Annotated in this window: 7 protein-coding genes; 6 read left to right on the top strand and 1 reads right to left on the bottom strand. The window is 53.3% G+C overall.

All coding sequences use genetic code 11. The annotated features are described in order from the left end of the window. Nucleotides 1-74: 74 nt before the first annotated feature. From ABE504_RS28265 to ABE504_RS28290, 6 genes are all read left to right on the top strand, one after another. Nucleotides 75-6,074 carry a sugar-binding protein gene (locus ABE504_RS28265; RefSeq protein ID WP_430095300.1) on the top strand — a complete coding sequence of 2,000 codons (6,000 nt, stop codon included), beginning with the start codon at nt 75-77 and terminating at the stop codon, nt 6,072-6,074. Between the two features lie 15 nt (nt 6,075-6,089). Next, nucleotides 6,090-7,811 carry an S-layer homology domain-containing protein gene (locus ABE504_RS28270; RefSeq protein ID WP_430095302.1) on the top strand — a complete coding sequence of 574 codons (1,722 nt, stop codon included), beginning with the start codon at nt 6,090-6,092 and terminating at the stop codon, nt 7,809-7,811. A 142-nt stretch (nt 7,812-7,953) separates the two neighbouring features. Next, nucleotides 7,954-11,190 carry a hypothetical protein gene (locus ABE504_RS28275; RefSeq protein ID WP_430095303.1) on the top strand — a complete coding sequence of 1,079 codons (3,237 nt, stop codon included), beginning with the start codon at nt 7,954-7,956 and terminating at the stop codon, nt 11,188-11,190. A gap of 167 nt (nt 11,191-11,357) precedes the next feature. Further along, nucleotides 11,358-12,020 (top strand): prolyl oligopeptidase family serine peptidase, encoded by a 663-nt coding sequence (locus tag ABE504_RS28280; protein ID WP_430095459.1) that lies wholly within the window; start codon nt 11,358-11,360, stop codon nt 12,018-12,020. 23 nt (nt 12,021-12,043) lie between these two features. Next, the gene (locus ABE504_RS28285) at nt 12,044-13,390 is read left to right on the top strand and encodes a hypothetical protein (protein WP_430095305.1); all 1,347 of its coding nucleotides are present in this window, start codon (nt 12,044-12,046) and stop codon (nt 13,388-13,390) included. Nucleotides 13,391-13,703: 313 nt separating this feature from the next. Further along, entirely contained in the window at nt 13,704-14,873 is a 1,170-nt protein-coding gene (locus ABE504_RS28290) for an MFS transporter (protein ID WP_430095307.1), read from the top strand. Nucleotides 14,874-14,937: 64 nt separating this feature from the next. On the opposite strand, the gene ABE504_RS28295 is transcribed toward ABE504_RS28290, so the two are convergent. Continuing rightward, nucleotides 14,938-15,483, bottom strand: coding sequence for a TetR/AcrR family transcriptional regulator (locus tag ABE504_RS28295; protein WP_430095309.1), 546 nt, complete (start codon nt 15,481-15,483; stop codon nt 14,938-14,940). Nucleotides 15,484-15,565: the final 82 nt, after the last annotated feature.

Below are 15,565 nucleotides of genomic sequence, written 5' to 3' on the forward strand. Positions count from 1 at the left end.
GTAACCAAAAAAGGGGGGGAGTGCTGATCGGAAAGTTAGGAGGGGTTCATATTCATATGAGGAGGATGAAAAGCTTGAAACGAACCGTGTTCCGAAGGGCAATCAGCGTCATGCTGGCGATGTTTATCGTGTTATGCGCTTTTCCAATATTACCGGCAAATGCTGCAGCTTCATCTGAAGTTTACGATTTGACGGTTTCCGGCACCGACCAGCAGACGGTCAAAGGATGGGGCGTGTTCCCATCCTGGAACCGTGCCGACTGGACCCGTAATTTTATTGATAAAACAGGGGCGCAGGATGCACTATTCAACGACTTGGGCGTCAATATGTTCAGGGTCATGATCCCGCCTCTGGCTGGGGATGGCAACGGCAATCTGGTCGATGCGAAAATGCAGGAAATTTCCGATCTGATTCAAACCGGGGAAACGAGAGGGCTTCACGATTTTATCATTTCCGTGTGGTCCCCGCCGATCGATATGAAAACGATTCCAACCGTGAACGGCTGGACAGGATCGGAGCATGTGCGTCTTAAACCTGAAAAAGAAGACGCTTACACGTCTTATCTGGTGAGAGCGATTCAATGGCTGACCGCTCATGGGGCAAGCGTGCCTAAGGCGCTTAGCTTTCAAAATGAGCCGCTTTCGCAAATCGTCAGCGAATGGTGTTATTGGGGCGGCGACAACGGCATGCAGTATCAGCGCGTCGCCAAATTGCTGCGTTCCAAGCTCGATGCCGCCGGGTTGACGAACATTCAAATTCTGGCTCCGGAAGGCGCAGCCTACTTTGAGAACGAGCTGCTGCTCGGTCAAAATTTCTCGGCGTTGAGCGCAGACCCGGCGCTGAATAATGCGATTGGCGCTTTTACTTCGCACAGTTATTTCTCCAAAGGCTATGACACGACGGAAGTGTACCGGGCGTACGTGGACGCATTGGATCATTTTCCGGAAAAGGACAGATGGGAAACCGAGTACAGTACGTTGATCGCCGGCGTTTCCGATATCGATATGGCGATTAACGCTTCCCGCAGATTGTCCAGCGACATGGCGTTCATCCGCAACAATTACTGGTTCTGGTGGCTCGGCTGGGCGGCGAACAGACATCCAAGCGATGTCGGTGAAGTGCTGCTGGATGGCGACGGCTATACAGTAACCAAATCCAAAACATTTTATGTGCTCAGCAAAATTTTCAATAATGTTCCTGCCGGTTCCAAAGTCCGACGCATTTCCGCAGACCCGGCCTCCGGCTTGACGACGGCGGATTCGGTCTGGATGGACGGCGTTGCCTTCGTGAATGGCAACAAAACGGTCGCGTTGGTCGTTAACCCGACGGATCAAGCTAAAACCGTAAATGTGAAAGGGCTTACGGGCTCGACGGCGAGCGTCTATCAAACGACTTCCGATATTCCGGTTGGGCAGGATATGAAGACAGCCGCTACAAGAAACGTTTTGGGAGGAACAGCTTCGGACATTCAATTGCCGGCCAAGAGCGTATCCGTCGTCGTCACTTCCACGACAGATACGGCGGCTCCGCATATCACCTTTGATCAAGCCAACAGCACGTCGACAACAGATGCCGGGTATGCGGTCAGAAGCTCGCAGTTTACAGTTTCCGGACATTTGGATGAGCCGGGCACACTGTTGATTAACGGAGAGGCTGCAACGATGGCGGGCGATCTTAGCTTCAGTAAAACGGTAACACTGCAGCCCGGGATGAACACGATCTCGGCCGTAGCGACGGATACGTTAGGCAACGCGGGTGCTCCGCAGCAACTGACGATTCGGTATGACTCCGCTTATTTGGGACTGACCTTGGATCAGAGCGGCTTAATTTATGTGAACCAAAATAATTATGCTGTAACAGGCAGAACGAACGGGAACGCAATGGTGACCGTCAAGCAGCAGGTAGGCGGTTCTACGGTGAGCCAAAGCACGTACAATATCGTGACGGAAGCGAGCACGCACCAAGTAGGGGATACGATCCGGCAAATTATCAATGACAACTACGTATCTTCCTCAGCCGGTTTGGCTACGGGTCAGGGCGGTTTCTCTGTCAACTCGCAAGTCGTTTGGGACAGCAGTACGGTGTTAACGCCTGCTGAGGGCGCCAAATCACTGCGCTTAAAATTAACGCAAGGGCTTGCGCGTGTCGGTCTCGCTTTTGTCGATACGGCGAATAAAGCGAAAACGGAAGATTATTCGGCAGCTGTAAGCTCAGCCGGGCTTCAGTTCTGGGTGTACACGAAAAGAAATGAGAGCACCTTCTCCGCTGTACTGGAATCGGACAATAACGGAACGATTGTGGAATCAAGGGTTCCATTGTCCAACTATTTGACCCCATCCGATTATGGGAACAAGTGGGTCAAAGTGACGATACCGCTTTCCGCTTTTGATGCGGCCGTACATTATGACGTCGCAGGAGAGATTACCAATACGCCAATACTATGGAACCAGATGAAGGGCATCGGATTTTTAAGTAACGCTGCGACGTACTATGATCCGAATGTGGACGATATCAAAATTGTATACACGAGCGTGCCGTCAACGACAATAACGCCTCCGACGTTCAGCGCAGGCATGGTCTTAAGCGTCGGGGAAAATGTGGTGAACGTCATGGCAAGCAATGAACTGGGCCAACAAGCAGCGCCTGCGTCCGTTCGCGTCGTTTATGATCCCGCAGCTCCTGTGCTCACGGTGCCGGCGACAGGATCGACGACAAGCACCAGTTATGTCTTAAACGGCAGTGTCGATGAAAACGTGACAATTAAAGTCAATGGCGTTCCGGTTACGCTTAAGGCAGACAACACGTTTACGGCTGTCGTACCGGTCACCAAAGGTGTGAACACGATTACCGTCGTAGCGGAAGATCTTGCTGGCAACGTGACGCAGTCGGTGGTCAGCGTGACCTGTAATCCTGTCGAGGACGGGGCCGTAGCGCCGGGTGTTGCGGTGGGCAACAAAACGGTGGCGGCTCCGACGATTGACGGCAATATTGCGGAATCCGGTTGGATTGTCAATAACCGCGTGGAAAGAATGATCACCGGCACATCTGACAACAATATTACATTCGGCACGATGTGGGATGCCGACAAACTGTACGTTGCTGTGAAAGTGTTGGACGCTGATTTGAAAAATGATTCCGAGCAATCGTATCAGGACGACTCGGTTGAAATTTACATTGACGGCGACAACAGCCGAAGCACCGTATACGGCAGTGACGACCATCAAATTACGCTCGGCTGGCACGACGAGCAGCTTTCCGTCGGCGGCAATATTACCGGAATCACCTATGCGCAGCAAGATATCGCAGGCGGATTTACGGTGGAAATGGCCATTCCTTGGAGCGGCATCGGCATTGCTCCGCCTAAGGTTGGCAGCGTAGTCGGCTTCGACGTCGCCTATAATGACGATGACGGCCGCAATAGCGGCAACCGCGAAAGCCAGCTCATGTGGCGGGGCACCGGCGACAACTGGCGCAGCACGGCCGCATTCGGCAGCTTGTATTTGAACGACGGGAAAAATGTGACAGTCGCCAGAGAGCCATCCGGCGCGCTGACGACGGACGGAGCGCTCGATGAACCGTATTGGTCGCTCAGAAGCAACGTCACCAGAAGCATCACCGGTTCGTCGAATAACAGCGTCCGCTTCGGTACGCTGGGCGATTCGCAAAACTTGTATGTCGGCATCGAAGTGCTGGATACCGATTTGAAAAACGATTCGGCGCAATCCTATCAAGACGACTCGGTAGAGGTTTATATCGATGCCGATCATAATCAAAGCACCGCTTATGATGCGAAGGATCATCAAATTACGCTGGGATGGCATGACAGCCAGCTTTCCATGATCGGAAACATAGAGGGAATCCAATATGCGCAGCGGGATATTAACGGAGGTTACTCCGTCGAGATGGCGGTTCCGTGGGCATCGCTCGGTATCACGCCGGCCCGTGACATTTCGTTAGGATTCGATGTCGGCGTGAATGACGATGACGGTCATAACGGCGGCAACCGCGAAAGCCAGATGATGTGGAACGGCAACGGTGACAACTGGCAGAACACGTCCGCTTTTGGCCATTTGCTGGTGCATAACTTAAGCTTGTCTTTACCGGTCGTTACCGTGCCGGAGCCAGAAGGATTGGTCGAGTTTACGGACGACAACTCCACGTTGAATAAAGTGTATGCGAAAACAGGGGCTATTGCCGTTCAGACCTCGCATCCGGAAAATTTTGCGAATGATGCGGCATCGTTCATTCATATTAATGACAACCCGGTGAACCCTGAGTATGTCATCTATAAATCACCTTATGGCAATATCTACTCGTTTGATATTGCGACAGGACTGTACTCGACTACGCCGCAATTTACGTTTTACGGTTCGGCCGACGGTGTGAGCTTTACGCCGATTACGGTTAAATCGAAGGTGACCGGCGGGGCCAACAGCTACAGCGTATCCAGCAACACAGCGAGCGGCTTGCCGGCCGGGACGCAATACCTGAAGATCGTATTCCCTGGCAAGCTCAACTGGTATGAACGGCTGCTGAACGTATCGTTCAAATATTTTGCCGAGCCGACACTGCCTGAAGATCCGATCAAGGTGCAGCTCACGGATGATGCAGTAGATTTATCCAAACTTTATGATAAATCCGCCCATATTGTGAAGGCAGTCGCCACTACAGGTTTGGATAAATACGGCTTCGACGCAACCCAGTTCAGACACACGAACGACGACATTATGGATCAGGAATACGTCGTTTACAAGTCACCGGCTAACGATATTTATTCGTTTGATATTAATGCCTCCGCATGGACCAGTTTGCCGTCGACGGTCGGCTTCTCGGTGTATGGCTCCGGAGATGGCGTGACGTATACCAAATTGACGCCTGAGCAAAAAATTATCAGCTCTTCGAACGGCTTTAACACGCTGCAAATTAAAGCGGACAGCATCGCCAGAGGCATCCGGTATTTGAAAGTGGTATTCCCGTACGGCGATGTCAATTGCGACAACTGGACTGCCACCATCAATAAGGTGTCGTTCGTTTACGGCATGCCGGGCGCGGATATCGACAAAACGGCGCTGAGTGCCGCAATCGAATCTGCTCAGTCGCTGCATGAAGCCGACTATACGCCGGCGACTTGGGCGGCACTGAGCACCGCGCTGAATGCCGCTTCCGCTGTGAATAGCGATGCGGACGCCACGCAGGAGCAAGTGGATGCGGCAGAGGTTGCCTTGCAGGCTGCCATTGCTGAACTGGCGCCGCAAGTTCAGGCGCAGAGCGCCGGCTTGTCTGGACCGGCTTCCGTTCAGGCAGACCAAACGCTGGATGTGACGTACAGCTTGCACAACGTGACGTCCAACGTGTATGCGAAAGAAGTCACCGTGAATTACGATCCTGCGCAGTTGGAATTCGTTTCGGCTACTTCGCTGCTGCCTGACAGCTTTAACGTTGTCGGAGACACCGAGCTTCCGGGCAGCGTGCGCATCCTGGAAGCCAGCACCAAGCCTAACAGCGCGGTGACAGGCTCGGTCGATTTGCTGACGCTGCGGTTCCATGCGCTTATTCCGGCGCAAACCGTAACCAGCACAATCGCTGTGTCGAACATCATGATTGCCGACCAAGATGGCAACCGGACGCAATTAAGCGCCAGCCCATCTTATGAGGTGCAAATCGTTGTGCTGCAAACCGACAAGACGGCATTGACGGCAGCGCTAACGGCAGCGCAGACTGCGGCGTCAGAGGCAAAAGTGTATGATGAACTTGAGCGTTGGGGTTACTACCCTCAAACGGCTCTTGATACGCTGAATGCGGCGATCACCAGCGCGAATACGGTACTGGGCAACGCCATGGCTTCGCAGACCGAGATTGACGCTGCGGCTGCGAGCCTAACGTCCGCGCTGCAAACGTTCAGCAATTCGGTCAGTACATCAGCGAGTGTCGGTGAATTGGCGATTATCGCGTCCCATTACGGTGCGACGACGGAGAGCGCCGATTGGGCAGCGCTGCAAATGTACGACTTGAACAGCGACGGCAAGCTGGACATTGCCGATCTGGTGGCGATGGCGCACAAAATTTTGGACTAACAGAGAGGTCGCCTTATGATTCGCAAACTTGTGGCAGTATGCATTGCTCTCCTGCTTGCCTCTGGGCTATCCATCGCTTCTGCTGAAGGGGCGCAAGCGACAGATGTGATTCGTCTGCAGCCGCTCGGCAGTACGCTTGAGCCGGGCGGCACGTGGACGGTCAACGTCCAAGGGGAACAATTAACCGATTTGTACGGATATGAACTTCAATTAACGTTCGATTCCAGCAGGCTCGCCTTTACGGGAGCCTCCAGCGGGATCGGTGAAGGATTCCGTTGGGAACCGATCGTCAAAGGAAACACGATAACGCTAATTTATACGCTGACCGGCAATAAACCCGGGAAAACCGGAGAGGTGGCGCTGCAAACGCTGCATTTTCAAGCGCTCGCCGCAGGCAGCGCAGCCGTCTCTCTGAGCCATGTGCAGCTCGTCGATCACGAGGGCGTGAGCCATGCGGGAAGCTTGGGCGGCAGCGCCTCCGTTGAGATCCGCACGGACGATTCTTCCTCCTCCGAGCCGACGCCAACGCCAACGCCAACGCCGACGCCGACGCCAACACCGGAGCCACCGACCAAGCCGGTCTCAACGATCGAGCTTCAAGCATCGCCGGACGCCCAAGGCGTCGCCTCGGTAACGGTCGATTCGCAGCAGCTGCAAGCAGCGGTCAACAACGCTTCAGGGAACAAGGTCGACATTGTCGTGAAGCCGGGCGAGGGGACCAAGGTAGTGCAGCTGCAAATTCCGGTCGCCCCGATAGCGGCAGCGCAAGAGAGCAAGATTGGCGCGATTGCGATCGATACCGGGCTGGCGACAGTTACGCTCAATCCGGACATTTTGAACAAAAATGGAGGCTCGGCTTCTGCGAATTTACAGCTTTCCGTCGCGAAGGTGGAGGCGTCCGCCTTGCCGAAGAGCGTGCAGGAGCAACTGGGCGGCAATTCGGTTGTGTACGACTTTAACCTAAGCGTGGACGGCAGCAAGATCAGCAAATTCGACGGTAACGATGTGTCCGTCGGGATGCCGTATACGCTCCAACCCGGCGAGAATCCGCATCAAATCGTCATTTACTACATGGCCGACGACGGCAGTCTGGCGATCGTCAAGAACGGTAAGTACAACTCGGCAACGGGGCAAGTCGAATTTAAGCCGCACCATTTCAGCACGTATGCCGCCGCTTACCATCCGGTCTCCTTTGGGGATATAGCAGGTGTGGCGTGGGCACAGGAAGCGATCGAAGGCTTGGCGGCCAGAGACGCGGTGAGCGGCGTCGGCGACGGGAAGTTCAACCCGGACGGTGAGGTGACGCGGGCCGAGTTTGCGACGATGCTGCTCCAGGCGTTCGACCTGGTCGATGCGGGAGCGGCTTCAGCGCTCAGCGATGTGCAGCCGGGCGCCTGGTACTACAGCGCGGTCGCCTCGGCGCAGCAGCGAGGCATCGTGCAGGGCAAGGACGACGGCAGCTTCGGCGCGGGCGACCCGATCAGCAGGCAGGACATGGCGGTGCTGATTGACCGGACGGCCCGGCAGCTGCAAGCGACGCTCGGCCAAACGGCGGCGCCGATTGCCTTCATGGATCGGGCTGACATATCCGCCTATGCCGCCGAAGCGGTAACCGCCCTGCAGCGGGCGGGGATCGTCAGCGGCGTGAGCGGCGGTGCGTTTGCGCCGCAGGCGCATTCGACACGCGCGCAAGCGGCCACGATGATTTACAGGCTTTTCTCGGTATGGAACGGTTGATCGAGGATACGAGAGGCATGAATGCTTGCTGGGCAAATCATGCCTCTTTTTTATGTGTAGGAAAGGAGGTGGTGGATGGGAAACGGGGGATTGGGACTTGGAATCTGACGTACCAGTCTAATCGAAAACAGGAGGATTGCTAATGAACAAACGGCTTCGTGTTGCGGTTCAGGTGTTGTGCAGCAGTATGTTTCTGTTCTTTTGCGCATTTGCAACAGTTTTGGTCCAGCCGGTGCAGCCGGTGTTCGCAGACGGAGCTTCCGACACACTAAGAGATATTTACAGCACGCAGCCGGGGAATGACCGGTTTTATATGGCGACGGCCGCCGATTTTGAGAACGCCCAGGCGGTGTCGAACAGCACAGCGCCGTATTACAGCGCGCCGTATGGCTTGCGCTTGAAATTTACGGCGGGCTTTAGTCGCAGCGTCGTCGGTGTCCGGTTCGTCAAGGCCGACTGGACGGCGGATACGTTCGCGATCACGCCGCAGATGCGCATCGCCGGCGGTTTGGAGATGTGGGTGAATCCGAAAGCGTCGCCCCGGGTTCCCAGCTTTTCGGTCGGGCTGGTGAGCGACAGCGGCGGGCAGTTGATCGAGACGCGGCTGCCGATCTCAAAATATTTGAAAGATGACGACTACGCCGACACATGGACGCGAATCGTCATTCCGTTCCGGGATTTTGCGGACACGGGATTTTATTATAATCCCGCCACCACGCTGTCCACGCCGCAGGCGTTCGACTGGAGCAAAGTGCGGGGCGTCAATTTTTTCGCGGATACGACTGTAAGCGGTTACTATGATCCTAGTGTCGACAACGTCCGCTTCCTTACAACGACGATCAAGCCCGTCCATGTACAGGGGCAAAATATGGTGACCGACTCCGGGGATACGATCCGATTTTGGGGGATGAATCTGGCTTCGGTGTACCCGACCCATCAACAGGCGGAGAACCTTGCAGCGAACCTGTCTGCGATGGGCGTTAACGCCGTTCGGCTGCATCACTTGATGAGAAACAGTCTGGACTGGAACAGGATTTCCAAAATCGGGGCGCTGACCGCCTACACGACGAATACGCGCGATCCGAACGTCGAGGCGTGGGATCGTTTCGATTACTTGAACGCTCAGTTGAGGGCGCGCGGTATCTATGTTCAGATCAGCCTCGATTCCAGTCGTAAATTTTTGCCGGGCGACGTGGACATTATGCAAACGACCGCCCAGGACCGCACGGATTGGATGGACGCCATGGATGCGCTGAACAAAGTGCCGAGCAACGTCGACATGGTGCGCATGCTGCCGATGATCGACGAGCGGGCGGCGAGGCTGATGGAAGAGTACGCGCGCAACATGCTGACGCACGTCAACCCGTATACGGGCATCGCCTACGGCAGCGATCCGCAGGTGCTTTACCTGGAAACGATGAACGAAACGTCATCGGAATACGCGGTCGTTGCCGGCAACAAATTTGAGAGCACGGCGTACCCGAAGGTGTCGTACTGGAAAACGCTGCTGAACAACAAATGGGCCGCCTACACTGCCGCGCATGGCATTGCGCCCGTCGATATTTACGGCTCTTTGACCCCAGCGCAAAGCGAGGCGCGCGTCGACTTTTTGCGGGAGCTGGATCAGAACTACTATAACCGGATTAAAAATATGGTTCGGGGTCTGAACGTACAGACGCCGATGATCTTCTCCAATCTATGGCGGGGCGAAAGCTTCCAAAAAATGCAGAACAGCATTTCGGATGTGATCGAAGACCACAATTACGTCAATCCGCAAGTCGTCAAAGATTTCGACGATGTGTTCAATGCGGCATCCCGTTCGATGATGGCGGGCAAGCCGTATTTTATCGGCGAGTTGAACCAGCAGGAATCGGATGCCAATCTAGCGGCGAATGCGCCGTACCGAAGCATGCTGCTGCTCGCTGCCAGCGCCTACGGCTCGTTCAACGACTGGAGCGGCATCGACTGGTTCGCCTGGGCGCATGGCGACCATATGCTCGGCAAGGACGGTTGGTCGATGTGGGAAGAGCGCACGCCGAACGTCTTGTCCGATATGGTGGGCGAGATCGAGTCGGACGGCATGAATATGGATCACCTGCGGACGACGGGGTTCCTCTTCAAGAACGGACTGACGGCGAAAAGTCTGAATCCGCTTACCCTGTATGTGGATGACCCAACAGACAAGACGACGTATTCGACGCTCATGACGCCCAAGTACCAATTCAAGCCGGGCTGGCAAAATATAAACAGCATCCGCCGGGCGTTCGGCCCTGTGCCGCCGTCGCAGCCGACGGCGACATGGATGACGACGTCGCCGACCAATCCGCTCGTCTCCGATACCGGTCAAATTATTAAAAACACGGCGCGCAAACAGCTTACCGTCGCTGCGCCGCAGGCGGAAGCGTTCAGCGGCAGCTTGGACGCGCAGGCGCCTGCCGGTTTGAGCCACCTTCAATTGACGGGAACGAGCGGCTCCGCCACAGTCATTGCGGTAACGAACGACGGCAACGACTTCGGCAGCAGCCAGAAGCTGATCGTCAGCAGAACCGCGCTGGATACGGCGAACAAAGAAGTGGCTGGGCCGACCGTCACGCTGAAACAACTCAAGGCAGCGAACACCAGCATGGCCTGGTACCTCAAGAGAACGCGCCCGCGCGGCGAAACGGGGTACGAAGAGCTGGCGATGACGGTGCCCGGACAGCTGACGCTTCCGGCCGACGCCTGGCATGAAGTCGAGCTGGAGTACGCGCCGAAAGGCAGCCTGCCGGTCCGTCAATCGACGCTGTATGTCGGGGATTCGATCCGGCCGGTGTTCGACGACAGCTTCCTGATCTCCGGCGTGCTGGGGACTGCAGCCGGGGGATATTCGCTCAATTCGGGCTACGCCATCGACCCGAACACGACGTTGGTTCCGGCAGAAGGCACCAAATCGCTGCGGCTGAAATTTACTGCCGGTTTCGATCCGTCGCGCGTCGGCGTGAACTTCACGAATTCCGCGTCCAAGTCGGTGATGCTCGATTACACGGCGCTGAAAACCAAGGCCGGGCTGCACTTATGGGTGTACACGAAGCGCAAGGTCAACAGCTTCTCCGTCGAGCTGGTGAGCGACAATAACGGGAAGCTGGTTGAAAGCCGTGTTCCGCTCTCCAACTATTTGACTACTACCGATTACGGCAACAAATGGGTTGAGGTGACGATTCCGTTCTCGGCATTCCCGAATACGGGCGTCTATTACGACACCGCGACCGGTCAGACGACATCCATGCCGTTCTTGTGGGACCGGGTCAAAGGGATCGGGTTTTACAGCTCGACCGTAACGGACGGCTACTATGATCCGTACGTGGACGACGTTCGCGTCGTTTACACTTCTGTGCCGTAAGCCATTTGCCATCCACAAGCCGCTTCGGGGAAACTTGAAGCGGCTTGTGCTTGCAAAAGGATAGAAATTTTAATGAAATCTTAGATTATTTCATTCAATAACGGTACAACCGGAGGTAATATGAAAGTGCATTTTTGTCAAAAGGGGGCTAGCCGCACGTGTCAGGCATGAAAACGATTGAAATTAACGAACGAAAGGTGATTTCGCAAGAGCGCGAAGTCCATTATAGAATTTATTTGCCAGACGGTTATGAAGATGACGCGGATCAGTCGTGGCCCTTGGTCGTTTTCCTTCACGGCGCAGGCCAGAGAGGTGCTGACTCCGCGGTGCTGGAGCTGCACGGGCCTCCGAAGGAAGCGGCAGCGGGGAGATCGTTTCCCTTTATTTTGTTAGCTCCGCAATGTTCGGAGGATACGGTTTGGATCATGCAAAAAGAGCTGGTCATGTCCCTTATCGGTGACATTCGGCAGCAATACAGCGTAGATGCGCAGCGCATATATTTGACCGGACTAAGCATGGGCGGATTCGGCACCTGGGAAATCGCTATGGAGCATCCGGATGTGTTCGCGGCCATTATGCCGGTTTGCGGCGGTGGCATGTCCTGGCGGCTGAACAACTTGCTGGACAAACCGATCTGGACGTTTCACGGCGCAAAGGACACGGTCGTTCCGATTTTGTATACGGATGAAATGGTGCGGGCATTGAAAGCGCTCGGTAATCCGGCGAAGTACACGGTATATCCCGACGCCGAGCATGACTGTTGGACGGAAGTATATCGCAGAGAAGACGTATATGCGTGGCTGCTCAGTCATGTTAACCCCAATAAGTAATAGAATCACAGGAGATGGTAGGAATGGATAAACGGATCAAGCTTGCCTATGTCGGCGGCGGAAGCTATCAATGGGCTCCAAGGATCATTAAAGATATTATGCTGAAAGAAGACTTGAAAGCGATCGATTTTATGCTGCTGGATCGGGAGCTGGAGAGAGCAGGCGACATTAAGCGTCTATGCGAGCGGATGAACGAGGAATTGAAAACCGATCATACGTTTACGGCGACGATGAGCGAAGAGGAAGCTTTTGCCGGATGCGACTTCGTCATCATTTGCATCTCTACGGGCGGCCTGGAAGCGATGCGGCACGATATTGCGATTCCGGAAAAATACGGCGTTTACCAGACCGTGGGCGACACGGTCGGCCCCGGTGGCTGGAGCCGCAACCTGCGCAACGTCCCCGTCTTCAATGCGCTGGCGGAAAAAATTGCACGGCTGTCAAACGACGCCGTCGTGCTGAATTACACGAACCCGATGGCCTGCCTGACCAAAGCGTTCGCGGCCAAAACGAATTTAAGAGCCGTGGGCTTGTGCCACGGCTTGTACGAGAACTACGAGGTGCTTCTGGACGTATTCGGGCTCCAATCGGAGAGCGAGCTGAACGTCCGCTTCGGCGGCGTCAACCATTTTTTCTGGATGCTGGATTTCAAGGTGAACGGTCAGGATGGTTATGCGCTGCTTCAGGAAAAGCTGGGGGCGGATAAACGGTTTATCGACCTGATCAACGAGGCGCATTCGGATGAAATCGGGTTTTCGTCCAATAAATATTTGACCAGTGAGCTGTTCGAGACTTACGGCTTTTTGCCGTACTTCGGGGATCGGCACACGTGCGAGTTTTTGCCGAACATCATTACCGGAACGGGAGAGCGGTTAGACACTTACCGCATCCATCGGACGACCATCGAAGAGCGGTACGACATGCTCCGCAAATGGAAGGACGAAGTGATGCAAATGATCGAGGGGACGACACCGATCACGTACGAGCGCACGCGGGAAACCGCGGCGGACATCGTGGAGGCGGTCGCGCTCGGCAAGACGTTCATCGATATCGTCAACATCCCGAATCAAGGGCAAATTCCGAATCTGCCGCTCGGCGCGATCGTCGAGACACTCGGCGTCGTCAATTCGCTCGGCTTTACGCCTGTATGCACAGGACCGCTGCCGGAACCAATCCGCCAAATGGTGCTGCCGCATGCGGAGAACTCGGAAACGATCTATGAAGCGGCGTCGACCGGCAATTACGAGCTGGCGCTGCAAGCGTTATACAACGATCCGACTTGCAAGCATCTGGACTATACCGACATTCGGCGCATGGCGCAGGAGCTGTTGGAAGCGAATCGGCCGTACGCGCCACAGTTTTTCAAATAGCGCGTTGTTCGTGCGGCCTCCCCTTTGAGTGTCATTTTAGCCTCAAAGACAACCGTTACGCATAAACCAACAAAAGGCATCAAATCCTTGTTCATATAAGGATTCGATGCCTTTTGTTTTATGTTTGGATATATATGGTCACTTTCTTAGATAATCGGCAATTCTGGAGGCGTTGTTGATTAATCCACATATCGTGAGGAATTGATTATTGCAAGCACCTGGATTCTGTTTACAATTATAAACAAGAGTTGATTAAACGATTTATGTCTTTTATTTAAGGGCAATTTTGTACTATGAAGAAGGAGCTGTAATTTTGCAAAAACGAAGTCAGCTGCTCATTTTTATATTAACTGTTGGCGTTTTCGGCATCTTAAATACCGAAATGGGTGTCATCGGGATATTGCCTTCCATTGCGGATCACTATCATATCAGTATTTCCCAGTCAGGATGGTTGGTGAGCTTTTTCGCCATCGCTGTTGCCGTTTCTGGTCCAACCATGCCGTTATTGTTTTCGGGAATCAATCGGAAGAAGGTCATGCTGCTCGTACTTGGCGTTTTCGTAGTGGGCAATGTGGTCTCCATTTTTGCTTCAAACTTTACCATTGCTTTAATTGCGCGTGTAATACCAGCTTTTTTTCATCCCGTTTATTGTTCGTTGGCGTTCACTGTAGCCGCTGACTCGGTCAATGAGGAAGAAGCGCCAAAAGCAGTTTCCAAAATTCTTATTGGCGTATCGGCCGGTATGGTCATCGGGGTACCCATCGCAAGTTTTATTGCGAATACAGCTTCCCTTCAAATGGCGATGGTCTTCTTTGCGGGTGTCAATGTTATTGTATTCCTCGCTACATTCTTATTTATACCATCTATGCCTGTTGAGAAAAGACTTTCTTACGGGGCTCAATTGTCTGTATTGAAAAAAACAATGACCTGGATTTCCATAGCGGCCGTCATTTTATTAAACTCAGCCGTGTTTGGCGTGTACAGTTATCTTGCGGAGTATCTGAAAACCGTGACGAACATGTCTCCCAATACCATTAGTTTCATGTTATTCATGTACGGTGGAGCCAATATCGTCGGAAATGTGATCGCTGGTAAACTGCTTACGAATCGTGCCATCAGATTTATCGTATCTTTTCCCTTTATTTTGGGGATTGTCTACATCATGCTGTTCTTCTTTGGAACGTTTAGCCTTCCAGTGGCGATCATTACTTTCATCTGGGGAATACTTGCGGGTATTGGAGGGAATATCAATCAATATATCATGGTGTCGGCAGCTCCAGAAGCGCCTGATTTTGCGAATGGCTTGTTTTTAACATCAGCGAATTTAGGGACAACCTTGGGGACGGCCGTGGGTGGGTTATTTATTTCAGGAATGGGTACGCAATACGTCGTAATCGTGGGAGTACTTTCATTAATATTAAGTTCAGTGACCCTATTGGTAAGAAGATACAGGTTTCCCCCTGCACAACAACCGGCTAGATAATTTCGCCGTTCACGACGCTAAGAGCGCCCTGACAATTCGGCAGGACGCTCTTGTTTTACATAGGCTACAGGCTTCTTTCTAACAGGGCTCCAACTTGTTTGGATATTGCTTGAGGCGGGGATGGCATGCCATTCCGGATCCACCATTCAATGACTGCTACATAAGCGTTGCCGGCATACTGGAGCATAACGTCTTCGCTTAAATCCGTATTTCTTCCACTTTCACGGTCAATCTCATTTTTGAATCCTTCTGTCACATAATCAAAAAGCCGACTTCTGAACGATGGGGCCCCTTGGCTCGCTAGCATGGTCGAAAAGAAGACATAATTTTTTTCGAAATATTCGAAAAAGGGTAGAAGAGCATTGCTCCAATCCAGTTTGCAGGCCCATTCCCCCATCTCTCTTAATTCGTTAATGTGTGCTTCTATGAGTTTGTCCAATAGATCATATTTGTCCTGATAATGCAGATAAATGGTGCCGCGGTTAATGTCGGCCTTGTCGGCAATATCCTGAATGGTGATGTCATCGAATTTTTTTTCAGCCATTAATGCAATAACAGCTTTTTTCATCGCTTCTTGTGATTTAAGAATTCTTCGGTCTACTTTGGCCATCGTATCTTCACCAAGCTTTCATAGATAATTAACGTTTCTATAATAATAGACAATAGTTGAGTAATCAATAAGGTTAGGTTTA

Origin of the sequence: Paenibacillus oryzisoli (genome assembly GCF_050467285.1) — a bacterium.
GTDB classification, from domain to species: Bacteria; Bacillota; Bacilli; order Paenibacillales; family NBRC-103111; genus Paenibacillus_E; species Paenibacillus_E oryzisoli_A.

Coding starts and splice junctions, on each gene's coding strand:
- ABE504_RS28270 (WP_430095302.1), top strand. CDS start 6,090: ATGATTCGCAAACTTGTGGCAGTATGCATTGCTCTCCTGCTTGCCTCT.
- ABE504_RS28275 (WP_430095303.1), top strand. CDS start 7,954: ATGAACAAACGGCTTCGTGTTGCGGTTCAGGTGTTGTGCAGCAGTATG.
- ABE504_RS28280 (WP_430095459.1), top strand. CDS start 11,358: ATGAAAACGATTGAAATTAACGAACGAAAGGTGATTTCGCAAGAGCGC.
- ABE504_RS28285 (WP_430095305.1), top strand. CDS start 12,044: ATGGATAAACGGATCAAGCTTGCCTATGTCGGCGGCGGAAGCTATCAA.
- ABE504_RS28295 (WP_430095309.1), bottom strand. CDS start 15,483: ATGGCCAAAGTAGACCGAAGAATTCTTAAATCACAAGAAGCGATGAAA.